At 65.1% G+C, this 22,006-nt stretch carries 24 protein-coding genes; 11 read left to right on the top strand and 13 right to left on the bottom strand.

The features are described from left to right. Positions 1-39 precede the first annotated feature (39 nt). Positions 40-1,089: a disk-shape morphogenesis protein volactin gene (locus P1L41_RS13440; RefSeq protein WP_276296239.1), complete on the top strand. Its 1,050-nt coding sequence runs from the start codon at positions 40-42 to the stop codon at positions 1,087-1,089. 111 nt (positions 1,090-1,200) lie between these two features. Here P1L41_RS13440 and psmA read toward each other — a convergent pair whose 3' ends face one another. The 5 genes from psmA to P1L41_RS13415 all read right to left on the bottom strand — a co-directional run bounded on the left by psmA (position 1,201) and on the right by P1L41_RS13415 (position 3,914). Beyond that, the gene (gene psmA / locus P1L41_RS13435; protein WP_276296238.1) at positions 1,201-1,998 is read right to left on the bottom strand and encodes an archaeal proteasome endopeptidase complex subunit alpha; all 798 of its coding nucleotides are present in this window, start codon (positions 1,996-1,998) and stop codon (positions 1,201-1,203) included. A 2-nt stretch (positions 1,999-2,000) separates the two neighbouring features. After that, the gene (locus tag P1L41_RS13430) at positions 2,001-2,480 is read right to left on the bottom strand and encodes an Rpp14/Pop5 family protein (RefSeq protein ID WP_276296237.1); all 480 of its coding nucleotides are present in this window, start codon (positions 2,478-2,480) and stop codon (positions 2,001-2,003) included. Positions 2,481-2,597: 117 nt separating this feature from the next. Beyond that, positions 2,598-3,299: an RNase P subunit p30 family protein gene (locus tag P1L41_RS13425; RefSeq protein WP_276296236.1), complete on the bottom strand. Its 702-nt coding sequence runs from the start codon at positions 3,297-3,299 to the stop codon at positions 2,598-2,600. Then, a complete protein-coding gene (locus tag P1L41_RS13420; protein WP_276296235.1) occupies positions 3,299-3,724 on the bottom strand; it encodes an RNA-binding protein in 426 nt (141 codons plus the stop codon). The genes P1L41_RS13425 and P1L41_RS13420 overlap by 1 nt, the downstream gene beginning before the upstream one ends. 7 nt (positions 3,725-3,731) lie before the next feature. Beyond that, positions 3,732-3,914, bottom strand: coding sequence for a DUF1918 domain-containing protein (locus P1L41_RS13415; RefSeq protein ID WP_276296234.1), 183 nt, complete (start codon positions 3,912-3,914; stop codon positions 3,732-3,734). 204 nt (positions 3,915-4,118) lie between these two features. On the opposite strand from P1L41_RS13415, the gene P1L41_RS13410 reads away from it, so the two are divergent. After that, positions 4,119-4,679 carry an NUDIX hydrolase gene (locus P1L41_RS13410; RefSeq protein WP_276296233.1) on the top strand — a complete coding sequence of 187 codons (561 nt, stop codon included), beginning with the start codon at positions 4,119-4,121 and terminating at the stop codon, positions 4,677-4,679. A 3-nt stretch (positions 4,680-4,682) separates the two neighbouring features. On the opposite strand, the gene P1L41_RS13405 is transcribed toward P1L41_RS13410, so the two are convergent. The 5 genes from P1L41_RS13405 to P1L41_RS13385 form a co-directional block, all read right to left on the bottom strand. Continuing rightward, positions 4,683-4,961, bottom strand: coding sequence for a hypothetical protein (locus tag P1L41_RS13405; protein WP_276296232.1), 279 nt, complete (start codon positions 4,959-4,961; stop codon positions 4,683-4,685). Positions 4,962-5,023: 62 nt separating this feature from the next. Beyond that, positions 5,024-5,848, bottom strand: a complete 825-nt coding sequence (locus P1L41_RS13400; RefSeq protein WP_276296231.1) for a hypothetical protein — start codon at positions 5,846-5,848, stop codon at positions 5,024-5,026. Between the two features lie 240 nt (positions 5,849-6,088). After that, a complete protein-coding gene (locus P1L41_RS13395; protein ID WP_276296230.1) occupies positions 6,089-6,916 on the bottom strand; it encodes a molybdopterin synthase in 828 nt (275 codons plus the stop codon). Between the two features lie 82 nt (positions 6,917-6,998). After that, positions 6,999-7,472, bottom strand: coding sequence for a cyclic pyranopterin monophosphate synthase MoaC (moaC, locus tag P1L41_RS13390; protein WP_276296229.1), 474 nt, complete (start codon positions 7,470-7,472; stop codon positions 6,999-7,001). 44 nt (positions 7,473-7,516) lie between these two features. Then, the gene (locus P1L41_RS13385) at positions 7,517-8,056 is read right to left on the bottom strand and encodes a MogA/MoaB family molybdenum cofactor biosynthesis protein (protein ID WP_276296228.1); all 540 of its coding nucleotides are present in this window, start codon (positions 8,054-8,056) and stop codon (positions 7,517-7,519) included. Positions 8,057-8,198: 142 nt separating this feature from the next. On the opposite strand from P1L41_RS13385, the gene P1L41_RS13380 reads away from it, so the two are divergent. From P1L41_RS13380 to P1L41_RS13355, 6 genes are read left to right on the top strand one after another with little or no spacing between them, the layout of a single operon-like run. Further along, positions 8,199-9,992: a vWA domain-containing protein gene (locus P1L41_RS13380; RefSeq protein WP_276296227.1), complete on the top strand. Its 1,794-nt coding sequence runs from the start codon at positions 8,199-8,201 to the stop codon at positions 9,990-9,992. Continuing rightward, positions 9,992-12,358 carry a vWA domain-containing protein gene (locus tag P1L41_RS13375; RefSeq protein WP_276296226.1) on the top strand — a complete coding sequence of 789 codons (2,367 nt, stop codon included), beginning with the start codon at positions 9,992-9,994 and terminating at the stop codon, positions 12,356-12,358. The genes P1L41_RS13380 and P1L41_RS13375 overlap by 1 nt, the downstream gene beginning before the upstream one ends. Beyond that, a complete protein-coding gene (locus P1L41_RS13370; RefSeq protein WP_276296225.1) occupies positions 12,355-13,017 on the top strand; it encodes a chromosome partitioning protein in 663 nt (220 codons plus the stop codon). Before P1L41_RS13375 ends, P1L41_RS13370 begins: the two co-directional genes overlap by 4 nt. A gap of 2 nt (positions 13,018-13,019) precedes the next feature. Continuing rightward, positions 13,020-13,910, top strand: a complete 891-nt coding sequence (locus P1L41_RS13365) for a DUF7502 family protein (RefSeq protein WP_276296224.1) — start codon at positions 13,020-13,022, stop codon at positions 13,908-13,910. Next, on the top strand, positions 13,907-14,848 hold the full coding sequence (locus P1L41_RS13360) for an AAA family ATPase (RefSeq protein ID WP_276296223.1): 942 nt from the start codon (positions 13,907-13,909) through the stop codon (positions 14,846-14,848). Before P1L41_RS13365 ends, P1L41_RS13360 begins: the two co-directional genes overlap by 4 nt. A gap of 52 nt (positions 14,849-14,900) precedes the next feature. After that, on the top strand, positions 14,901-15,767 hold the full coding sequence (locus P1L41_RS13355; RefSeq protein WP_276296222.1) for a DUF58 domain-containing protein: 867 nt from the start codon (positions 14,901-14,903) through the stop codon (positions 15,765-15,767). 161 nt (positions 15,768-15,928) lie between these two features. Here the strand turns inward: P1L41_RS13355 and P1L41_RS13350 are convergent, their stop codons facing one another. Beyond that, entirely contained in the window at positions 15,929-17,305 is a 1,377-nt protein-coding gene (locus tag P1L41_RS13350; protein ID WP_276296221.1) for a cytochrome P450, read from the bottom strand. 1,580 nt (positions 17,306-18,885) lie between these two features. Here P1L41_RS13350 and P1L41_RS13345 point away from each other — a divergent pair. Then, a complete protein-coding gene (locus P1L41_RS13345) occupies positions 18,886-19,056 on the top strand; it encodes a hypothetical protein (protein ID WP_276296220.1) in 171 nt (56 codons plus the stop codon). A 190-nt stretch (positions 19,057-19,246) separates the two neighbouring features. Here P1L41_RS13345 and pyrI read toward each other — a convergent pair whose 3' ends face one another. Then, positions 19,247-19,714 (bottom strand): aspartate carbamoyltransferase regulatory subunit, encoded by a 468-nt coding sequence (pyrI, locus tag P1L41_RS13340; RefSeq protein ID WP_276296219.1) that lies wholly within the window; start codon positions 19,712-19,714, stop codon positions 19,247-19,249. Beyond that, positions 19,711-20,625 carry an aspartate carbamoyltransferase gene (gene pyrB, locus P1L41_RS13335; protein ID WP_276296218.1) on the bottom strand — a complete coding sequence of 305 codons (915 nt, stop codon included), beginning with the start codon at positions 20,623-20,625 and terminating at the stop codon, positions 19,711-19,713. The genes pyrI and pyrB overlap by 4 nt, the downstream gene beginning before the upstream one ends. Positions 20,626-20,712: 87 nt before the next feature. On the opposite strand from pyrB, the gene P1L41_RS13330 reads away from it, so the two are divergent. Beyond that, entirely contained in the window at positions 20,713-21,342 is a 630-nt protein-coding gene (locus tag P1L41_RS13330) for a MinD/ParA family ATP-binding protein (protein ID WP_276296217.1), read from the top strand. 26 nt (positions 21,343-21,368) lie between these two features. After that, positions 21,369-21,998 carry an RAD55 family ATPase gene (locus P1L41_RS13325; RefSeq protein ID WP_276296216.1) on the top strand — a complete coding sequence of 210 codons (630 nt, stop codon included), beginning with the start codon at positions 21,369-21,371 and terminating at the stop codon, positions 21,996-21,998. Positions 21,999-22,006: the final 8 nt, after the last annotated feature.

Genomic DNA, 22,006 nt, shown 5'->3' with positions numbered 1-22,006 from the left:
TTTATCTGTCGAAACCACCGACATCAGTAACGTATTACCATGGCAAAAGGTTTAGACGTGGGAACGATGAACTTGATTTCCGCACAGCAGGAAGGCAACGAAACCGTCTTCGTGCAACAGCGGAACTCGTTCGTCGAAATCGAGTATAGCGATATGGCGGAACAGATGCTGTCGCGGTCGGAAGTGCTCCACATCCGGAAGGACGACAAGGTGTACGTCCTCGGTGACGACGCGCTCAACTTCGCGAACATCTTCAACCGCGAGACCCGGCGTCCGATGTCCCAGGGCATCCTCTCGTCCTCGGAGAAGTCCGCGATTCCGATGATGAAGCTCATCATCGAGCAGGTCGTCGGCTCGCCCGACTACCCGAACGAGAAGCTGTACTTCTCGTCGCCAGCCGACCCGATGGACTCGAACCTCAGCACGCTGTACCACCAGAAGACCATCGAGTCGTTCCTCAACGAGATGGGCTACGACGCGGAACCCATCAACGAGGGGATGTCGGTCATCTACTCCGACCTCGCGGACAACGACTTCACCGGCCTGGGCATCAGCTTCGGCGCCGGGATGACCAACGTCTGTCTGGCGTACTACGCCGTGCCGGTGATGAAGTTCTCCGTCGCGCGCGGCGGCGACTGGATCGACGAGCAGGCCGCCCAGGCGACCGGCCGCTCCGTCGACAAGGTCACCTCCATCAAGGAGGACGACTTCGAACTGGACTTCCAGACCGACGTCGGCGGCGTCGAAGGGGCGCTCGCAATCTACTACGAGAACCTGCTCGACTACGTCATCGGCAACATCGTCGAGGAAGTCGACGAGGAGGACGTCGAGGAGGGCCTCGACGTGCCCGTCGTCGTCACCGGCGGCACCTCGTCGCCCAACGGGTTCGCCCAGCTGTTCGAACAGCACCTGGAGGACGCGAACATCCCGTTCTCCATCAGCGACGTCCGCCACGCGGACGAGCCGATGTACAGCGTCTCCCGCGGCGCGCTGGTCGCGGCACGGTCCGACGAAGGCGAGCGGGAGCGACAGGCGGACCAGGAGTCCGAAGACGTCGAGGAAGCCGAAGAAGCAGCGAGCGACGACTGAGGGGCTATTTGGGTGGGGCCGGGTGCTACGTGAGGGAGCGACTGCGCTCTGTACTCTCGGTTGAGGGGCGGTGGGGACTTCGCTCCAGAACGACGGTACCCGAGTGTGGGCTTACTCGGACGCGTCGTCGGACTCGTCTGCTTCGTCCGTCGCTTCGTCCGCTTCTTCGTCGTCGTCGCTCGCCAGCAGTCCGGCCGCCTCGAGATGCGCGTGCTTCTCCTCGTCGGTCAGCTCGTGGAACATCTCGGAGTCGACGTCTATCGTCGCGACGCCGATGCCCTCGGGGGAGAGCCCCTCGTCGTTGACGGACTCGAGAGCCGCCAGCGCGAGGTCGATACCCTCGTCCAGGTCCATCTCCGCGGAGTAGTGTTCCTCGAGGTACTCACGGATGTCGCCCCGGTCGGCACCGACGGCCAGGGCCTTCCACTCGTAGGGCGTCCCCGACGGGTCGGTCTCGTAGAGGCGCGGTTCGCCGTTGACGATGCCGCCGATGATGAGCGCGACGCCGAACGGCCGGGCACCGCCGACCTGCGTGTACTGCTGGATGTAGTCGGTGATCTCCTTGGTCAGCGTCTCGACGCCGACCGGTTCGCCGTAGCGCAGCTGGTTGACCTGTGCCTGTCGCCGAGCGAAGTCGATGAGCTGGCGCGCGTCGGCGACGTGGCCGGCCGACGCGATACCGATGTGGTCGTCCGCCTTGTGGATCTTCTCGACCGAAGAACGCTCCATCAGCGGCGAGCGGATGCGCTTGTCGACGGCGAGGACGACTCCGTCGCTCGTCCGCACGCCGATGCTCGCCGTGCCGCGCTTGACCGCCTCGCGGGCGTACTCGACCTGATAGAGACGTCCGTCCGGGGAGAAGATGGTGATCCCGCGGTCGTACGCCTGCTGTTGACTTTGTCCCTGCATAGTTATCTGAAATCGAGTGCGGTCGCGCCCGCGAACGCGTCGTCGGTGTGGACGTCGATTCGCACACCCCGTTCGACGGCCCGACGGTCCTGGTTCTCGAACACGACCTGTCTCTTGGCAGGTGCTTCCGGCGGCCGGCGTATATACTTTTCTTCACAGGCCCGCACCGTCCCGCTAATTCCCAGGACGCGGAGGCCAACTGGGTCGTCGTCGACGCTGTCGAGACACGCCAGCGCGGCACGGGCTTCGCCGGCGGAGCCCCGCCGGGTACGAACGATGGCCTGTGCCCCCCCGTCGGTCCGGTCAAAGGCGATGACGGTCAGGTCGACCTCGGCGCTGCCGGTGTCACCCAGCAGGTTCTGCGCGGCGTACCACACCTCGCGCTGGAACGCGCGGCGGTCGACCGACGCGTCGGGCCAGGACTCGACGGCGACGGCGAGATACCGCCAGCGGGGCTGGAGGTGCTTCGGGAGATGTTTCACACCAGGGCACCTCCGAACCCACGATTCGAGTGCATACCGGACCCAGCGGTGCCAGCGGCAAGAACGGTGCGGTCGCCTTGCGGGGCTCTCGAAACTGTCGGCCCACCCGGCAACGCGTCACTCCTCGTCGGTCTCGTCGATGCGGACGCCCGGCTCGACGAACGCGTCTGACCGCCGGTCACGGTTCCGTTCGGCGAGTCGGCCCCACTCGGCGAGGCCGTCGCGAACTGCGTCGGCGTCGAACCCGATGGTCTCCCCAACGGCGACGAGCTCGCGGGGCGCGCGTATCTGCAGGTGACTGAACGGGTCCGCACTGACGACGTACGGCGCGTCGGCGTCGGCCACGAGTTCACGGAGTTTCCGGAGGGCCTGGATGGTTCTGACGCGTCGTCCGCCCTCCTCGCGCAGGACTCGGGCCAGCGAGAACTCGACGCGGACACCGTTCTCGGCGGCTGCGGCCGCCAGGACGTGGTTGAAGTCGCCGTCGGCACGCATCGGATGGGCGAGCACGTCGACGGTCGGCTGTTCCACGGCGAAGCGGTTCATCTCGGCGTCGCCGCCGTGGACGGCGACGATGGTCTGTGAGGACCGGGCGTTCCCCACGTGGCCGCTGGCTTGTGCGGGGGCATCGGCGCGGACTTCGACGCCCGTGACGACATCGATACCGTATTCCCCGGCGACAGTCTCGGCGTCGTACGTCGCTCGCTCGTCTACGTGGTTCCTGACGACGATGCCGTCGTACCCGTAGTCGGCGGCCGTCAGCGCCTGTCTGGCGACGGTGCTCGCGCCGTCGGGACGGGCGTGGACGGCCTCGTACATCACAGTTCGTCCAGGAGTTCACGCGCGTTGGCGACCGCTTTCTCTCGTTTTGCCGGGTAGGCTTCGACCTTGGCGCGAAGCGTGATACCGTCGCCGCGGGCGACGTCGCCTTTGAAGGCCGACTGCTTGTCGAACGTGAGGAAGAACGAGCAGTTGTCGTCGACCCGGTCGTCCAGTTCCGCGCGGACGTCGTCGATCTCCGACACTGACGCGACCTGCGAGAGGACGTGTCGGACCTCGTCAGCGTTCTCGACGCGCGCCGACAGCACCACGATGCGGTCCCCGTAGTGTCCCTCGTTCGTCACGCGCTCGATGGGGTAGTCCTCGGGGAGGAAGGTCCGGAGGGCCTGCTCGACGCGTTTCTCGTCTTCCGTCGCATAACAGAAGGTGCGGAGGTCGACGTAGTGGAAGGGGACCGACGACATCGGGGCCTTACTCCTCGACGGCTTCGAGGTTGTCCTCGGGGACGCCCTGCTCCTGGCCGTCCTCGAACGAGACGGTGTAGTTCGCGTCGCCGAACATCGTCTCGACGACCTGCGTGATGGTGCCTTCTTCGCCGTCGTAGTCGCTGTGCTCGTCGTTGAGAATGACGTGGTCGTCTTCTTCGAATGCCATAGGCGCCGCTACTGGACGACTCGTCAAAAAGGGACTGATTCGACCCGGCGACCGACAGCCTGGCTCCGGAAGCGACCCGTCGGTGCACCGATATTGTCGAAGACTTATAGGTAATACTCTCCTATCGCGCCGTATGAACTGCGCATCTACACCTCCCGGGCCGCGGTATTCACAAGCGAGACGGAGCGCCGACCCGCTGGACGGATGACTACTGTCGACAACCTGTGGTATCTCGCCGACGTGGCGAGTCAGCAGGCCGAACAGACGTACCACGACCTGGCGACGGCACACGAGGGGTTCGTCGAGTTCACTCGTCACCGGCGCGTCCCGCGACACCGGTTCAAACAGGTCGCGACCGACGCCCGTGACCACGGTGCGCCGTTCGGTTCCCACACCTTGACCTACCGGGCACCGGGCGAGATTCTCCTCGTCCGTCACGAGGGAGTCGACCAGTGGGTCCTGCCCGGCGGCGAGCTCGACGGCGACGAGTCCTTCGAGGAGGCCGCGCTCCGCGAGCTCGGCGAGGAGAGCGGCGTCGAGGCGACCATCGAGGGCCTGGGCATGCTCGGCCGCGTCGAGTTCTACTGCGACGGGAACAACACCTGGGGCATCCTCCCGGTGTTCGAGGCCCGTGCCGAGACGACGGCGCTCAGCGTCGACGACCCGGACGAGGAGATCAGCGAGGCTCGCTGGTTCGAGACACTCCCGGAGGACACCCGTGACCGCGACGAGATACTGCGCTGGCGCGACCGGTTCTTCGACTGACGACTAGCGCCGACTGGGCGCGCGCGCCCTCGCCGTCTCCTTGGCCTTCTCGACCATCGGACCGGCCAGCGCCCACTCCTCGTCGGCTTTCGAGCGGGCGCGCTTGACGACCGGTGCCGCGGAGGTCCACTTCTCGCCCAGAATCGCGCCGACGAGCGCGCCAGCACCTGCCGCCGTGCTCGCGGCGCGCGCGCTGAAGATGCCGCCGACCGCTCCGCCGATGGCGCCGCCGATTGCCGCGTACTTCGCCCTGTTGACCACTCGAGTGATGCGTTCGCGCATACCAGATATGTCGCTCGCCGAATAGATAAAGGTATCCTGCGCCCCGTCCTGAAAAAACGGTCTCAGTCCGGGCCGAACGACTGCCCATCGCGCGCGTCGGCGCTCATCCGGCGGATGGTCGCCCTGGCGTTGCTCGCGTCGTAGCCGAAGAGGACGCTCTCACCGTACTCTGCGGCCACTTCGGCGGCTTTCGCGAGCGCGTCGATGTCCACGTCGACGGCGTACAGTTCGATGCTGAACGGCGTCGAGAGACGGTCGCGGAACCCCTTGGCGAGAATCTCCAGCCAGTAGGTCGTCGAGTACGCCATGTCGTAGATGGGGACGACGAACTCGTCGACGTGCTCGGACAGGTCGTCGATAGCAATCCCGCTGCGGGCTTCGAGGTGGCCCGGATACGGGTCGGGGTACAGGGTGAGATAAAGGTTACCGGGGACCCGCTCGCGCGCCGCGGCGACGAAGGAGGTGATGACGTCGTTTCGCCACTCGCCCCAGTCCTCGAACTCGCTCTCCTCGAACCGCCGCTCACAGCGGTCGCAGTGGCAGTACTCCTCACGGGGGAACCCGACGTCGTCGAGGCGGACGTCGTCGGTGACGGCGGCCGCGTCCTCGATGATGTCCAGGAGCCCCTCGCGGTACCGGTCGTGGGTCGGGCAGACGTACGTCCAGTCGAAGTACGGTTCGTTGCGCGTCGCCGCCGTGCCCTCGTCGTCGAAGGACAGCAACTCCTGCTCGCTCTCGACGGCGTTGTCACCGAAACACGACACCATGTTCACCGCGCTGTCGACAGGTTCGGCTGCCCGGCCGGTGACGTCCTTGACCTCGTAGAACGCGCGGTCGAACTCCGACCACTCGGTCTCGTCCTCGTTGCGCGTGACGACGCCGTACATGGCCGTCGGTACGGCGCTGTCGCTGGTAAGCGTTCGGAAACGTGGTCGGAGGACTGTACGACTGGGGCTGTCCGTCGCTACTTCCGGTAGACGTACGCGAGCGTCAGGACGGCGAGAGCGACGAGGGCGATGACCTTCTTCGACATCAGTCGTACATACACTGACGCGGGTAATAGAACTATCGGAGAATCGACTAGAACTGGGCGAATGGGGATCCGCCAACGAGCAGCCGTTGGGCGGTTATCTGTCGTGGGCCCAGAACGCCTCCTCGACCGTGACCTCCTTCTTGAACAGCGGCACTTCCGCCTTGAGCCGGTCGATACCGTCCTCGACGGCTCGGAACGCCTCCTCGCGGTGGCCGGCCAGGACGACGACGAAGACGATATCCTCGCCGGCCTGGACGACGCCGGTCTTGTGGTGGAGGCGGACCGCGAACACGCCCTCGCGGCCCTCGATGTCCTCGCGAATCGCCGCCATCGTCTCGTCGGCCACCGCGTCGTAGCGCTCGAACTCCAGGTGTTCGGTCGGCGCGTCGTCGACGCCGTCACGGGCGCGGACCCGGCCGGTGAAGGTGGCGATAGCGCCCGCCCGGTCCTCGTCTGGGCTGCGTTTGACCTCGCGGACGAGCGATTCGAGGGTGACGTAGGGGTCCTGGGCAGCCAGCGCATCGAGAATCGCATCGAGGTCCGCCGTCTCGCCGTCGTCGGCGCGGTGGACGACCGGGTCGGTCGCGGGTCGGTCCCCCAGCACGACCTTCGGCAGCGACGAATCGGGGTACCCATCGACGAACACGTAGTCGAACGCCGGCGCGAGCTCGGTTAGCGTCTCGTCCAGCGTCCTGGACTCGCCGCTGGCGACCCACTCGCCGTCGTCGGTCGTGGCCACGGTGGTCGCCGCGCCCGCCGTGCGATGGCGGGCGATATCTGTCCGGTCGGTATCGACGGCCGGCGCGCGGTCGCACTGCGTGACCGTTGCCACCCGAGCAGAGTCCGCGCAGCGCGCGACGAGTCGTTCGACGAGTGTGGTCGTCCCGTTGCCCGAGGGGCCGACGATACCGAGGACCTGCATGGAGTGGTCTACTCGGCGGAGACACGTATGTGTTTTCGGCGGCACCGGACTGAGCCACCGACCGGTCTCGACCCGCCGTCGATTACCTGTCGACCGACTTCTCGACGACACGTACGTCCTCGATTGCGGTCGTCGGATACTCGCCGTCGGCGTCTTTCTCGCTCGCCTTCACCATGTCCCAGACGACGTTCAGCCCGGTCGTCACCCCCTGGAGCGCCTCCATCTCACAGCCGGTCTTCCCCACCGTATCGACGGCAACAGTCACCTCGACGGCCGATTCGTCGACGTCGAACGACACGTCGACGTTCGTCACTGGAATCTGGTGGCACAGCGGAATCGTCTCCCACGTGTGCTTGACCGCCTGGATGGCCCCGACTCGTGCCGTGGCCAGGACGTCGCCCTTCTCCATTTCGTCGGCCGCGATGGCCTCGAGCGTCGCCGCCGAGAGCCGTATCCGGCCCCGGGCAACGGCGCGACGCTTGCTGTCTGCCTTCCCCCCGACGTCGACCATCTGCGCCTCGCCCTCGTCTTCGACGTGCGTGAACTCGTCGGTCATCGCTCGGTCGTAACAGGACTGTCCCCAAAACCGTGCGGGTCGCCTCAGCGACGGACGAGACCGACCAGGTGGCCGACGGCCGGGACGATGAGCCGTTCGGTCCCGGTCCGGGCGGCGTGCTCGCTTCCGGGCAGACAGAACACGATGCGGTCGTCCACGACGCCCGCCGTCGACCGCGAGGCCATCGCCATCGGCCCCACCTCCTCGTAGGAGAACCCGCGGAACAGTTCTCCGAACCCAGGAATCCGGCGGTCGAACAGCGGTCGGAGGGCCTCGACGGTGACGTCGTCGGGGGTCAGGCCGGTCCCGCCCGTGGTCACGACGACGTCGGCGTCGTCCTCGTCGAACGCCGCCGCCACCGCTTCGACGATGGCGTCCCTGTCGTCGTCTACGACGCGCCGGGTCACGACGTCGTGACCCGTTCGCTCGCAGGCCCCAGCGACGACGTCGCCGGCGGGGTCGTCTTCGAGCGTCCGTGTCGTAGAGACGGTGAGGACGGCGATACTGACGCGCTTGGGGTCGTGCGCGTGGTGGTCGTCGTGGTCGTCCTGAACCTCGTTATCGTGTCCGCCGTTGTCGCTCATACCGTCTCTTCGGTCCCATTCCGAATAAATCCCGTCTGGTCATGCCGAGGGGCCACAGAGCACCTGACAGGCCAGCCACAATTGATGCGTAACTGACAACTCAGACACAACATAAATACGGGTGCCGGGAGTTGGTCCGGCAATGGTCCTCTCGGAAATCTTCCTCTCCCCGCTCGGATTGGCGGCGTTCGCCCTCGCCATCCCAATCGTGGTGCTGTACTTCATCCGCCCGGAGCCCCAGCGGATGGAGCTCCCGACGTTCCGCTTCCTCGCCAACGACGAGCGCCAGCAGGCGACCAATCCCCTGCTGGAACGGCTCTCGCGGAGCCTCCTCCTGCTCGTCCAGCTGCTGGCGCTCCTCCTGCTGGCCGTCGGTCTCGCGGCGCCGTACGTGATGGTCAACGAGCGTGCCGTCGTCGAGGAGACCGTCCTGGTGGTCGACACGAGCGCGAGCATGGCGACCACCGGCGGTGGCGACACCCGGCTCGCTCGCGCGCTCGAGACGGCCGACGCGGAGGTCACCAGCACGACCTCGGTCGTCACCACCGACGACGGGGGTGACGTCACCCTCCAGCGAGGGACACCCAGCGAGGCCCGCGAGGCGCTCGGGCAGTTACAGGTGACCGACGCGCCGGGCGACCTCGACGGCGCGATAACGCAGGCGACCGCGCTGGCGGGTGAGAACGCCCGAATAGTGGTGCTCAGTGACTTCGCCGGAAACGAGTGGACCGACGCCGTGGCCACCGCCCGCGCCCGGGACCTCTCGGTCGACCTGCGGCAGTTCGACGCTGGCGGCGACGCGAACGTGGGATTCGTCGACCGCCGCTTCGCCGGGTCCAGGGTGACGCTGTCGGTCAAGAACTTCGGGAGCGAGACGGTCACCCGGACGGTCACGCTCGGGAACCGGAACGCGCGGGTCGAACTGGGGCCAGACGACCTCGAGACGGTGACGTTCCCGGTCCCGGCCGGCCGGAGTCAGGCGCGACTCTCGCCAGGTGACGGCTTCGCGACCGACGACACGGTCTCCATCGCCGCACCTTCGGACCCCACCGTGGAGGTGCTCGTGCTGACCAACGACCCGAACCGGTACCTGATTACGGCGCTGGAGGTGGTCGACCAGGTCGACGTGACCGTCGACCGGCCACCGACGACCGTCACCGACGACTACGACGTCATCGTCTACAGCAACGTGGACCCGAGCGCGCTCCTGCCCGGCAACGTCGAGGCGGGTCGAGAGCTCGTGGCCGACGGTGGTGGCGTCGTCGTCCAGGCGCAACCGGAGCTCCCGACGCGATACGGTGACCTGTTGTTGCTAGAGCCGGGGCCCGTCAGGTCTGCCGCGACCGTACAGTCCCCGCCACCGGACGAGCTGACCCGCGGCATCGACTTCCAGCCGCCGGACGAGTACGTCAGCGGCTCCCTCCGCGAGGGCCGCACGGTGGTCGAACTCGGCGACGGGACCCCGCTCATCGCCACCGCCGAGCGAGAGAGCGGCCGTCTGCTGTACTACGGGTACATCGAAGACAGCTCGAGCTTCAAGTTCAACTACCAGTACCCGGTGTTCTGGAAGCGGGCCGTCTTCCACCTCGCGAACCGGGACCCGCTGCCGGCGCTGAACTTCGAGACGGGCGAGACGGTCCGGTTCGACGCCGACCGCATCGAGGGGCCGGACGGGCCGGTCACCGGGCCGACGAACTCGCTCCAGCGCGTCGGGTTCTACAGCGCAGCCGGACGGACGGTGAGCGCGTCGCTGCTCGACGAACGCGAGTCCGACACAGCGGTCGAACCGCTCTCGGACCGGCAGGGACCGACCGGGAACGCCACGCGCGAGGAGCGCCGGAGCGTCCCCCGGCCGTTGACGGAGTTCGCCGCGCTGGCCGGCCTGTTCGTGGTCCTGCTGGAAGTCGGATACCTCCGATACCGGGGTGACCTCTGATGAGCGTCTCGTACACCCTCTCCGACGGGCTGACGATCGGGGTCGAACACCTCTGGCCAGCAGTGGCCGTCCCGGTCGCCGTCGCCGTCCTCGTCTACGTGGTCTTCTGGGGCGAGCGGGGCTCCCGGTCGGCGTCGACGCGGAGCAGACGCCTGCTCTTTGCCAGCCGGGTCCTCGTCGTCGTCCTGCTCGTCGTCGGCGCGATGGGGCCCTACACGGTCCAGACCCGCGAGACGGCCGGCGAGCCGAGCGTGACGCTGCTGACCGACGACTCCGCCAGTATGGACGTCTACGCAGACACGCGCGAATCGCTCGTCGCAGACATCGAGGCGACGGGCGTCCCGGTGACCACCACGACGGTCGGGAGCGAGGCGTCGTCTCGTCTGGGTGACGGCCTGGCAGCGAACGCCAGAGAGAACGGGACGGTAGTGGTGCTCTCCGACGGCCAGGTCACCGCCGGGCGGAGCCTCGCGATAGCGGGGGAAGAGGCCAGACGGCTGAACGCGACGGTGAGCGCCGTCGAGCTGATTCCGCGAAACCGCGAAGCGGCCGTCTCGGTCTCCGGACCACAGACGGTGAGCTCGGGGGTACCGTCCCGGTTCGTCGTCAGCGTCGACGGCGTCCGGCTTCCCGACGAGTCGACTGTCGAGGTCAGCATCGACGGCGAGACGGTCGCCACGCGGACGGTCGGCGAGAACGGCACGACGGCCGTCACGCACACCTTCGAGGACCTCGGCTCACACCGGGTGACGGCGACGATAGAGAGCTCCGACGTCTTCGACCGCAACAACGTCTTCTACAAGAGCGTTCGCGTCGTCGAGCAACCGGACGTCCTCTACGTCTCGGCCCGGACCTACCCCTTCGAGAACTTCCTCGACTCGCTGTACGACGTGACGAAGACGGACACCGTGCCGGCGGACCTGTCGGGCTACTCCTCCGTCGTCGTCCAGGACAGCCCCGCTACGCGATTCGGGAACGTCAGCGCCCTCCAGGAACACGTCATCGAGGGCGGCGGCCTGGTTGTCGTCGGTGGCGACAACGCCTACGAGAACGGCGGCTACGGCGAGTCGCCCGTCGCGTCGATGCTGCCCGTCTCCGTCGGGAACGCGACTGGCGGGACGACGAACATCGTCCTGCTCGTCGACGTCTCCGGCAGTGCCGAGGAGGGGATGGCCATCCAGAAGGCCGTGGCCCTCGACGTGCTCGACCAGCTGGGCGACGAGAACCGGGTCGGCGTCGTCGCGTTCAACTTCCGGGCCTTCCGGGTGGCCGAACTCGCCCCGCTGGGGGAAAACAGGAACACGGTCGCCAACCAGATTCGCCGGCTCACGAGCGGCGGAGCGACCGACATCGCCATCGGCCTGCAGGGGGCCGACGAGCTGCTCGGGGAACGCGAGGGGACGATAATCCTCCTGAGCGACGGCCAGGACCGACCGGCCCAAGCGGCCGCCGTCTCGAACCAGCTGGGCCGCGAGGGGACTCGCGTCGTCAGCGTGGGTGCCGGCCGCAAGGTCAACGAACTCACGCTGCGGGAGATCGCCGCCGAGTCCGGCGGGTCGTACTTCGCGGCCACCGAGACGAACCGCCTGCGACTGCTGTTCGGCGGTGGGTCGCGACAGTTCCAGGGCGACCGACTCACCATCGTCACCCGGAACACGTTCATCACGTCGGGCGTGGAGCTGACCGCCAACCCGGGCCAGGCGAACCGCGTCACGGTGAAACCCGGGGCCGACTATCAGGTGGCGACGGCCGACGGCACGCCGGCCATCGCGTCGTGGCGCTTCGGCCTCGGTCGGGTCGTCTCCATCACGACGTACGGCGACGACGGCACGCTCGACGGCCTGCTCGAACGGCCGGACTCGCTCGTCCTGACGAAGTCGGTCAACTACGCTATCGGCGACCCGGCGCGGACACAGACCGGCGTCACGGCCGTCGGGGACGCGCGCGTCGGCCGGCTGACGTCGCTGACGTACCGCGGCGAGACACGGCCCGAGGCGGCCGATATCACGTTCCGGCAGGTCGGGACGAACCGCTATCAGGGCGAGTTCACGCCGTCGACGGCCGGCTACGGAACGGTACTCGACACCGAGTACGCGGCGAACTACCCCGCCGAGTACGGCACGTTCGGCCAGTCCGAGGCCCTCACGAGCGTCGTCGAGGAGACGGGCGGGCAGCTGTTCACGCCCGGCGAGGGGGCGGAAATCGCACGGCTGGCACGCCAGCAGTCGACGCGAATCCGGACGGTCCGCGACTCGTGGTCGTGGGTCTTCCTGCTGGGCGCACTACTGCTGTTCACTGCAGAGGTCATCGCCCGACGCGTTCAAGTGTACCGCGGGCGCACTACTCTGGAGAGTGGTCTCCCGTGAGCGCAATCGGTCGCACCCTGAACCTCGGACTCGTCGCCCTCATCCTCCTGGCAGTCGCCGGCACCGCCGGGGCTACCGTCTTCTACCAGGACTCGACGGGCGAGCTACAGCAAGAGAACAACCGCCTGAAGTCGACCAACGCCGACCTCCGTGACGAACTGGAGGAAACGCGTGCCGACCTCCAGGACAACCGGACCCGTGTCCGCGAACTCAGACAGACACTCGAGACGCGGACCCAGGACGTTGACCAGGTAGCCGACGACCTCGAACGGACCGAGGCCCAGCTGAACGCCACCGAGAGCCAGCTGGCAGAGACGAGACAGGCACTGCGAGACAGCCAGGACCGGGTCAGCACGCTGCAGGGCACGACGAGCGAACTGCGCCAGGAGAACCAGCGCCTGGAGCGGGAAGCGAACGAGCTCGAAGACGAGGTCGAGACGCTTCGAGACGACCGACGGGAACTACAGAACGACGTGGTGAACCTCAGGAACGAACTCAACGACCGCGAAGACGTAATCGACGACCTCCAGGACGAGGTAAATACGCTCGAGAACGAGAACGAGGACCTGCAACAGGAGAACAGCGAGATGGAAGACGACCTGCAGTCGCTGTGCAACAAGGCCGAAAACGAGGGCGAACCGGAGTGTAGCGGGTACTGACCATGAGCAAGAAAGACAGACCAGTCGGCGAACGGATGCGTGCGGCGCTCAGAGCGGTCCGGTTCGAGGCCTGGAAGGCCGCCACGATATACGCCGTCGTCGACGCCGTCGCGCTCTTCCTCGTCGTGAACCTGCTGGTCGCGGCGCTGGAACCCAGCGCGATTCCGGAGCAGGTCGGGGTCCCGGACGTCGTCACCGAGACGGTGACCGATTCGGCTGGCGTGCCGCTGTCCGACCCCACGGTACCCGGGTCCGCGCTCGTCGCGCTCGCAGTCGGGCTCGTGGTGTTCGTCGCCGAACTGGTGCTTCGGCTCCGGCGCCCCCTCATCGAGCAGTTCGAGGCCGTCAACCCCTCGGTCGCCGAGGCCCTCCGGACCGCCCGCGACGCTATCACCGACGAGCAGGAGACGGCGATGGCCGTGCGACTCTACGAGGACGTGCTCGCACAGCTGCGCGAGACGTCCGGCGTCGCGCTGGTGAACATCCGGCGACTCGCGGTGACGCTCTTTGTCATCGCTATCTTGAGTCTCGCGACGGTCCAGGTCGCCGCCGTGGACCTCGCCTTGCTCGACGGTAACGGCGGAGCGACGCCGGCGAACGGCGGCCCAGACCAGCCACGGGACTACACCGGCCTCGAAGACGGCGACTCGGTGCTGGGCGACAGCGAGGACGTGACCGCCGGCGACGAGAACCTGACCGCTCAGATAGAATCGACCGGCGGCGAGGAGGAGGTCGACCCCACACAGCAGTTCCCGTCGGAGGCCGGCGGGGACGTGAGCGGCGACTTCGAGAGCCAGCAGGCCGGCTTCGCCGGTGCGGAGGACCTGGAGGACGCGGAACTCATCCGCGAGTACAACCTGCGGATACGCGAGGACGGGGAGTCTGATACATGAGCTCAGGACACGACATCGACACGATACAGCAGAAGTTACAGGACGCACGCGACCAGATCAGAAAGCGAATCGTCGGCCAGCGGGATGTGCTCGTGCAGCTGCTCGTCTGCATCCTCGCCGACGGGAACGCGTTGTTAGAGTCGAATCCCGGCCTCGGGAAGACGACGATGGTCCGGACCATCGCGGAGGTGACCGACCTCGAGTTCTCGCGCATCCAGAACACGCCGGACCTGATGCCCTCCGACATCACCGGGACCGAGATAATCCGTGAGACCGAACAGGGCCGGGACTTCGTCTTCGAGAAGGGGCCGGTCTTCGCCAACGTCGTCCTCGCCGACGAGATCAATCGTGCCACGCCGAAGACGCAGGCCGCGCTGCTCGAAGCGATGCAGGAGAAGCAGGTGACGGCCGCCGGCGAGACCTACCAGTTGCCCCGGCCGTTCTTCATCCTCGCGACGCAGAACCCCATCGACCAGTCGGGGACTTACGCGCTGCCCGAGGCACAGACCGACCGCTTCATGATGAAGATCCTGGTCGACTACCCGAACTACGAGGAGGAACGGGACATCGTCGAGATGTTCACCAGCGGGAAGCCACAGGTCCCCATCGAGAAAGTGCTCACCCGGCAGGAGATACAGACCGCCCAGCAGTACGTCCGGGAGGTCCCTATCGCCGACGACCTGCGGGACCGGGCGATTCGGCTCGTCCGCCGGACCCGCGAGGAGGACACCATCGAGTTCGGGGCGAGTCCGCGGGCGAGCATGGCGCTCGTCCTCGCCTCGAAGGCGCGCGCTTTCCTCTTTGGCCGGTCGCACGTGGCCAGCGAGGACCTCGAAGCGCTGGCCGCGCCCGTGCTCAGACACCGCATCCTGCTCGACTTCCGCGCGGAGCGGGAGGGGCTGACGACCGACGACGTCGTCCAGTCGCTCTTCGAGTGACGATGCCGGCATCGCACGGACAATCGGACGACGAATCCCCGGGAGGTGACTCGTGACTATCGAACCCGACTTCCTCGACGAACTGGGCCGGTTCGACGCGGCGCTCAACCGGGTGTCGACGGCACTCCGGCAGGGCGACCAGGAGTCCCCCCGGATCGGTGAGGGGCTGACCTTCAGCGACTACCGCCGATACTCGCCGGGTGACGACACCAGGCTCATCGACTGGCGGCTGTTCGCCCGCACGGAGGAGTACTTCATCAAGCAGTTCGAGGAGGAGCGCAGCCTGACGGTCCACGTCCTGCTCGACGCCAGCGCCTCGATGGACTACGGTGATGGGGAGGCCAATAAGTTCGAGTTCGCGGCGAAACTCGGGCTGGGCTTTGCCTACCTCACCGCCGAGGAGAACAACGACTTCCTGTTCGAGACGTTCCGGGAGCGGGTCGACCGCCTCGACACCGGGCGGTCGAACCGGGGGGAGCTGCTGAACCTCATCGACCAGCTGAACGCCATGGAGCCGTCCGGCTCGGCCGACTTCGAGACGGTCCTCTCGGAGTACGCAGAGCGCATCCGGTCGCGCTCGCTCGTCGTCATTCTGAGCGACTGTCTGGCCGACCCAGAGGAGTTCGAAGCGGGTATCGCCGCGCTCGTCCGGAACGAGGTGGACGTGCTGGTCGTCCGTGTCGTCGCGCCAGACGAACGCGACCCGGGCGCGGTCGGCGACGTCCTGTTCGCCGACCCGGAGAGCGACCAGACCCGTCGCTCCTATTTCAGCGGTTCGATGGCGGACACCTACCAGTCACGGTTAGACGCCCACGTCGACGCCGTCGCGAACCGGGTCACGCGGCTGGGAGGCGACCACGTCCTCGTCGACACCGGGTCGGACTACTTCGACGCGTTCGCGAGCGTCTGGCTGGAGTGATTGTTGGTCCCGCTGAGATACTCAGCTGGTGAGCGGTTGCCGTAGCCGTGCTGAATACAGGGCGCGTATATTGCACATTCAGCTTTGCACGCTGAGTTATATAGCAGCGCCCGCTGATGGTACAGACCCCCGAATCTTTGTCGCTAACTTGCTACGGTGAGTCACTGTTTGTGAACACGCATCCGAACATCCTCGGAAGGTTGCAACGTCAACTCCATGTTTATCTCGGGCTGAGGCGAACTCAACAGCTCGAATTCTACATTTCGGGCAAGCATCGGGATGATGTGTTTCAGCTCCATCATCGCAAAGTGCATCCCGATACACTGGTGGGGACCACCGCCAAAGGGGAAGTACGCAAAGTCCGGCCGTCTGTCACTCCGAGCATCGGTAAAACGCTCGGGCCGGAACTGCTCGGGCGCGTCGAACCATCGGTCGTCCTTGTGAACAGTGAACTGTGGTAGTAGGATCTTCGTTCCTTCGGGAATGTAGTACCCTCCAAGCGCTGTCTCCTCAACAGCCTCGCGGAACAGCATCCCCGCTGGCGGATAGAGCCGCATCGCTTCCTTGGCGACGTGCTCGGTAGCGGTGAGGTCGGCAAGGTCTTCTGCCGTAGGCGGGCCGTCAAGCACAGTCGTGGCTTCCTGCGATAATCGGTCGCGCTCATCGGGATGGGTCGCCAGCAACAACCACGTGAACGTCAGTGCCATCGCTGTCGTCTCGTGACCAGCGATGAGAAACGTAATCAAGTGGTCGTGAATTTCCGCATCGGTCATCGAATACTCGTGGTCGTCCTCCTTTTCGAGCATCATCGTCAGGAAGTCGTCGTACTGGCCGGGGTTCGCTCTCCGCTCTTCAATGAGCGTATCGACCGTTTCGTCGAACGCATCCATAGCCTGCGTATACCGTCGGTTCCTGTGAGTCGGCACCCACGACGGCAAGAGCATTTCGACGGCACTGAGGCCACTCATATCGGCCATGGTCTGTAGCTCGTCGGCGGCATCGGTGATCACTTCCCGGTGCTCGCCGAGGTCGAAATCGAACAGCGAATTAGTGAGTATCGACAGCGTCAGTTCCGAGAACTCCTCGTTGATGACGATTTCTTCGCCGTCATCCCACTCCTCGATCAGTTGTTCCGTGGTAGCAACCATGGACGAACTGAACCCTCGCAACCGGTTCAGCCCGAACATCGGCTGGAGGAAGTGGCGCTGTTGTATCCATTCCTCGCCACGGGTGAATGTGAGACCCCGCGGGGCGATCTCGTAGTCGAGGAGTTCTTTCAGTTCGTCGAAATTCCACCGTTCGTAGGTGTCTTGTCCCAGTAATACCTCGCCGATGTGCTCGGGATGGAAGACAGCGACGGCGTCGATACGCGGAAATTCACAGTGGGCGACATCACCGTACTCGGCAAGGTCGTCGAAAAACCCCATTGGCTGCTTGACGTACTGATGGGTGTTTCCCAGCACTGGGAGCCCATCCGGGCCCGGCGGAAGCTCGTCGGTCTCATCATCCGGACCTGAGCCGGTGTCATCACCCGGCATATGTAAGCGTATATGAATGATTGTTAATAGTCATTTTCCCAGCAGAACGTGACATAGAAACAGCCTCACAGAGTTTGCGGCGTTGATTCACGGGTGAATAAGGTGATCAGTACCTCTGCTGATCTATCGGTGGAGGTTCTACCACATCGCGCTGATGTTCGCTGCGTCGTGCAAGCTAGCGGATACGGATCTCTCACCGATGGAATCAGAGTTCACAAGAGCTCCACTCGGTCGGTTCAGTTGCAGTTGGTGTCACGACACACAAAACCGATACATCATTTCGAATACATTTAGAACATAGGTATGGAAACCCAACATCTGCTACTCGGGAGTCGAAGGGGAGCTCGGCAGCGATACGGAGTGGTCGCTGTCGTCTTGGGACTGCTCTCGGCGGTCGTCCCGATTGGCATCCGGGTCAGTGGTGCACTCAGCGGTCCGGGTGGCGACACGGAGGGACTCGGCGTCGCGCTACTGTTGCTGCTTCTCGGTGGGGTCCTTGCCCTGGTCGTCCCGATCGCGGCGGGCTATCACGGCGCGGGTCTAGTCGTTTGTATTGCGATTCCCACGGGTCTCATCCTGGGGCTTAACGTCGCTTTCTGGACGGTGATGGACGCATTTCGATGGACTCTCTGGCAGTGGAGTGGACCACCGATCGGGTTGCTGCTTGGACTCCCAGCTGGGACTGCCGGATATCTGGTCGGTGTCGCTCTCCGCCGGTTCCGGTGAGTCTCTACTGACTGGTCACCCAGACACAGACGGTCTTTCAGTCACTTGCACAGTCTGGTGGCTGCACTTCCCTCTCGGTCATTTGACACTGACAGATATCGAATCTTTCGAACCGATCCCACTGCCTAGACTGTACATAGTCAGTATGGCTACAGATCACATTGCTGAGGTGCGTAATCGTTCAGTGGATATTCACTTGCGCCCCTATCGTTGTGGCTATACTAGGTTACGACCTTGTTTAGACGCAGGGTAGATTGGCTGCTATGGCTCTTGCCCAACGAACGAAATTGACGAGAAAAGACCTGAGTGGATTCTGATCCTCCAAAGGGCAACTATCCGATGCTCTCTGGAACGTCTAGACAAGGCTGAGGGCGCGTATGTAGAGCGGACAGAACTCGTGAGACGGACTTGACCGGAAGAACCGTTCGTGTAACCCACTGGAAAAGAATTAACTCACGTTCGGTCGGAGTGCGTATATGAAGAGCCGACGTAACCTCTACGTCGCTGCGTTTGTTGGTGCGTCGCTATCGTACATATTCAACGTTCTCGCGTTCACTGGTACCTTCGATGTTTTCCGTTGGTTCGTGTTCGCTGTCTTCTTTCTCGGGGTTACCTATGGGTTCGAGAAGTTCATTGCGTGGCAGACTGGATAGTGGTACATCAATGGGACTGAGTCGCCATTCCGTGCTGACTACACCCTCTGTATCTCGCACGCCGCTTCTGACAGCACCTGGGTAGATCTCTGGATCGTGCTGCATACAGCACGCATATCAGTCACTTTCAGAAGTCACAGTCGTGATATAGTTGTGTTATTTTCCGACAATATTATGAAAAAGTGAGTTCTACCGCATACTATGACGCCCCTCCAAATGTTCGGAATTAACCCACTCGGAAGTGTAGTGCTGGCACTCGTAGTCCCGTTCGTAATCGTCCTCTTCGGGACGTACTTAGGGGTCCTCGGGGCGCTACAGACCTTCTTCGGTGAGTCGTCGTGGCAGGAAGTCTCGCCCGTTGACGAAGAGTGAAACGCCCGCTCCAGCCCCCGATCAAGCGAGGTCTGTCAATAAGCCCAATAGTCGGTGATAGATACGCCCTCTGTCTCTTGCATCCCAGTACTCTCAGATGTGAATGCGCTAACAGAGCCTACGTTTTCTAACTGTCCACAGATATGACCGCTCGCAGTCGGCCTGTCAACGCTGACATACCCGACAATGACTACTCCGCGAGGATGTGGGCCGGCAGGTCGTCGCGGATGATGGTGTTGCAGTACTCACAGCGCACGCCGTCGTCGGTGACGGCAAAGCGGGACGCGACGGGCTCGTTCTCGGTCGTGATGCAGTTGTGGTTCGGACACTCCAGGACGCCCACGACGACGTCCGGGCGCTCGACGCGGTGTTTCTCGACGACCTCGTAGTTGCGGACGATGTTGATCGAGGCGGCTGGCGCGATGAGCGAGAGGACGTCGACCTCGTCCTGGGAGAGCTCGCGGCCCTCCACTTTCACGATGTCCTTCAGGCCGAGTCGCTCGGAAGGCATGTTCATCGCGACGGAGACCGAGTCACCGCTGGTGCCGTCGATGCCGAGGATGGCGAGCACGTTCAGCGACTGCCCGCCGGTGATGTGGTCGATGACGGTGCCGTTGCGAATCTTCGAGACCCGTAGTTGTCGGTCGTCGTCAGTCATTGGTCGCCTCCGAGCATCAGGTCCAGCAGCGCCATCCGAACGGGCACGCCGTTGTGGGCCTGCTGGAAGTACTTCGCGTACTCCGTGTCGTCGACGTCGTGTGAAATCTCGTCGACCCGTGGCAGCGGGTGCATGACGGTGAGGTCGTCGGCCGCCGCCTCGAGCGTCTCGGCGTCGATCTGGTACTCGCCCGCGACGGCGCGGTACTCGCTCTCGTCGGGGAACCGCTCGCGCTGGATGCGCGTCACGTAGAGGACGTCCAGCTGGGGGAGCACCTCGTCGAGGGCGGTGTGTTCGCGAACCTCCGCGCCCTCGTCGTGCAGGTCGACGCGAACCGAGCGGGGCAGCTGGAGTGACTCGGGACTGATGAAGTGCTGGCGCGCGTCGACGGTCGTCAGGGCGTGGGCCAGCGAGTGGACCGTCCGACCGTACTTCAGGTCGCCCATGATGCCGATGGTGAGGTCGTCGAAGCCGGCGTTCTCGCGGATGGTGTAGAGGTCCAGCAGCGTTTGAGTCGGGTGTTGACCCGCCCCGTCGCCCGCGTTGACCAGCGGGACGTCGACGAACTCGCTGGCCATCTTCGCCGACCCCTCCATCGGGTGGCGCAAGACGAGCGCGTCGGCGTACCCCTCGACGACGCGGACGGTGTCGGCCAGCGACTCGCCTTTCTTGACGCTCGATGATTCGACCGACCCCATGTCGACGATGTCGCCGCCCAGCCGTTTCATCGCCGTCGTGAAACTCATCTTCGTGCGCGTACTCGGCTCGAAGAAGAGCGTCCCGAGCAGTTTGTCCGAGTGCCGGTCGCCGTACGCACTCGGGTTCTCGGCGATGTCGGCCGCGTGGTCGAGCACCGCCTCGATGTCGGCCCGTGTGAGTTGTGTCGCGCTGATGATATGGTCGTGCCGCATCTCACAATGAATCGCCCCCGGATGGTCTTGAATCCCCCGACACGCCCGGCCCGAGGGTTGAAGTAGCATGGCGGGACCAGCCCCGCTATGCTCGCAATCGCTGGCGGGAAGGGCGGCTGTGGGAAGACGACGACTGCGCTCGGGGTCGCTCGCGCGATGGCCAGGGCCGGTCGTCGACCGGTCGTGGTCGACGCGGACCTGGACATGCCGGACCTCCACCGCCAGGCCGGCGTCGCGCAGACACCTGGAGTGGCCACTGCCGCGAGTCGGTCGGCTCCCCTCGAGGTCGCCCATCCCTCCACCTGCGTCGACGGCGTCGACGTGCTCCCCGCCGCCGGCGCGTCGCCGGTCGCCCTCGCTTCGGTCCTCGATGCCCTGGAAACCAGTGACCGTCCGGTCCTGCTCGACTGTCCCGCGGGCGCTGGTCCGGACGGTGCGGTTCCGCTCCGCGCGGCGACGCATAGCGTCCTCGTCTCGACACCGACCAGGCAGAGTCTCCTGGACGCTGTGAAGACGGCCGCGATGGCGCGGCAGCTCGATTCGCCACCGGCACTCACGGTCGTGTCCCGGAGCGAGGGCGACGTCGACCCGACACCGCTGCTCGGGCGCCAGCCGACCGTCCACGTTCCGGACGTATCACTACCTCCACTCGAAGCCACGGAACCGGCAACACGGTACCGAGAAGTCGTGAAAAACCTGAAAAAGCGGAATGCTTAATCGTTTGCGAACACCATTTCGAGTGAATGGTGAACCGGCTGCGAACGGGTATCGAGGTCCTCGACAGGAAGCTCGACGGCGGCATCCCAGCCGGGAGTATCGTCGCCCTGACCGCGAGTCCGGCCAGCCAGGCGGAGCTGTTCCTCTACGAACTCACGGCCACGCGCGGGACGCTGTGGCTCTCGCTCGACCGAACCGCCGAGTCGGTGGTCGCGAGCATCGAGCAGACGCCGGCCAACACCGGCGACCCGACGGTCCGCCACATCTCGGGGGAGGCACCGCTCGACAACGCCGGGAAGCTCGTCTCCGCGCTCCCGGAGACGTCGAACCTCATCGTGGACCCGCTGGACGTCCTCGAGTCCCAGGAGCCGCCGTCCCGGTTCCGCGCGTTCATGAACGACCTCCAGAACCACATCGTCAACACGGGGAGTCTGGCCATCCTCCACTGTCTGGACGGCCGGACCATCCCACCGCTCCGGGATACGACCGAGCACTTCGCCGACGTCGTCTTCCAGCTCGACACCCGCGTGAGCGGCGACGAGGTGGAGAACCGCCTCGCCATCCCGAAGTTCCGCGGTGGCCGCGCTCCGAAAGACGTCATCAAACTGGACCTCGTCGAGCAGGTCAGCATCGACACTTCGCGCGACATCGCCTGACGTCGCTC

Source organism: Haloarcula ordinaria (genome assembly GCF_029338275.1).
Lineage (GTDB): Archaea > Halobacteriota > Halobacteria > Halobacteriales > Haloarculaceae > Haloarcula > Haloarcula ordinaria.
This window is presented reverse-complemented; position numbering and strand designations above follow the sequence as displayed.

What these genes read in the sequence shown, in the direction of transcription:
- P1L41_RS13395 (WP_276296230.1), bottom strand. Translation starts at nt 6,916, where the DNA reads ATGCAGGTCCTCGGTATCGTCGGCCCCTCGGGCAACGGGACGACCACA.
- P1L41_RS13410 (WP_276296233.1), top strand. Translation starts at nt 4,119, where the DNA reads ATGACTACTGTCGACAACCTGTGGTATCTCGCCGACGTGGCGAGTCAG.
- P1L41_RS13415 (WP_276296234.1), bottom strand. Translation starts at nt 3,914, where the DNA reads ATGGCATTCGAAGAAGACGACCACGTCATTCTCAACGACGAGCACAGC.
- moaC (WP_276296229.1), bottom strand. Translation starts at nt 7,472, where the DNA reads ATGACCGACGAGTTCACGCACGTCGAAGACGAGGGCGAGGCGCAGATG.
- P1L41_RS13425 (WP_276296236.1), bottom strand. Translation starts at nt 3,299, where the DNA reads ATGTACGAGGCCGTCCACGCCCGTCCCGACGGCGCGAGCACCGTCGCC.
- P1L41_RS13375 (WP_276296226.1), top strand. Translation starts at nt 9,992, where the DNA reads ATGAGCGTCTCGTACACCCTCTCCGACGGGCTGACGATCGGGGTCGAA.
- P1L41_RS13440 (WP_276296239.1), top strand. Translation starts at nt 40, where the DNA reads ATGGCAAAAGGTTTAGACGTGGGAACGATGAACTTGATTTCCGCACAG.
- psmA (WP_276296238.1), bottom strand. Translation starts at nt 1,998, where the DNA reads ATGCAGGGACAAAGTCAACAGCAGGCGTACGACCGCGGGATCACCATC.
- pyrB (WP_276296218.1), bottom strand. Translation starts at nt 20,625, where the DNA reads ATGCGGCACGACCATATCATCAGCGCGACACAACTCACACGGGCCGAC.
- P1L41_RS13345 (WP_276296220.1), top strand. Translation starts at nt 18,886, where the DNA reads ATGACGCCCCTCCAAATGTTCGGAATTAACCCACTCGGAAGTGTAGTG.
- pyrI (WP_276296219.1), bottom strand. Translation starts at nt 19,714, where the DNA reads ATGACTGACGACGACCGACAACTACGGGTCTCGAAGATTCGCAACGGC.
- P1L41_RS13405 (WP_276296232.1), bottom strand. Translation starts at nt 4,961, where the DNA reads ATGCGCGAACGCATCACTCGAGTGGTCAACAGGGCGAAGTACGCGGCA.
- P1L41_RS13380 (WP_276296227.1), top strand. Translation starts at nt 8,199, where the DNA reads ATGGTCCTCTCGGAAATCTTCCTCTCCCCGCTCGGATTGGCGGCGTTC.
- P1L41_RS13360 (WP_276296223.1), top strand. Translation starts at nt 13,907, where the DNA reads ATGAGCTCAGGACACGACATCGACACGATACAGCAGAAGTTACAGGAC.
- P1L41_RS13400 (WP_276296231.1), bottom strand. Translation starts at nt 5,848, where the DNA reads ATGTACGGCGTCGTCACGCGCAACGAGGACGAGACCGAGTGGTCGGAG.
- P1L41_RS13330 (WP_276296217.1), top strand. Translation starts at nt 20,713, where the DNA reads ATGCTCGCAATCGCTGGCGGGAAGGGCGGCTGTGGGAAGACGACGACT.
- P1L41_RS13420 (WP_276296235.1), bottom strand. Translation starts at nt 3,724, where the DNA reads ATGTCGTCGGTCCCCTTCCACTACGTCGACCTCCGCACCTTCTGTTAT.
- P1L41_RS13350 (WP_276296221.1), bottom strand. Translation starts at nt 17,305, where the DNA reads ATGCCGGGTGATGACACCGGCTCAGGTCCGGATGATGAGACCGACGAG.
- P1L41_RS13365 (WP_276296224.1), top strand. Translation starts at nt 13,020, where the DNA reads ATGAGCAAGAAAGACAGACCAGTCGGCGAACGGATGCGTGCGGCGCTC.
- P1L41_RS13325 (WP_276296216.1), top strand. Translation starts at nt 21,369, where the DNA reads ATGGTGAACCGGCTGCGAACGGGTATCGAGGTCCTCGACAGGAAGCTC.
- P1L41_RS13385 (WP_276296228.1), bottom strand. Translation starts at nt 8,056, where the DNA reads ATGAGCGACAACGGCGGACACGATAACGAGGTTCAGGACGACCACGAC.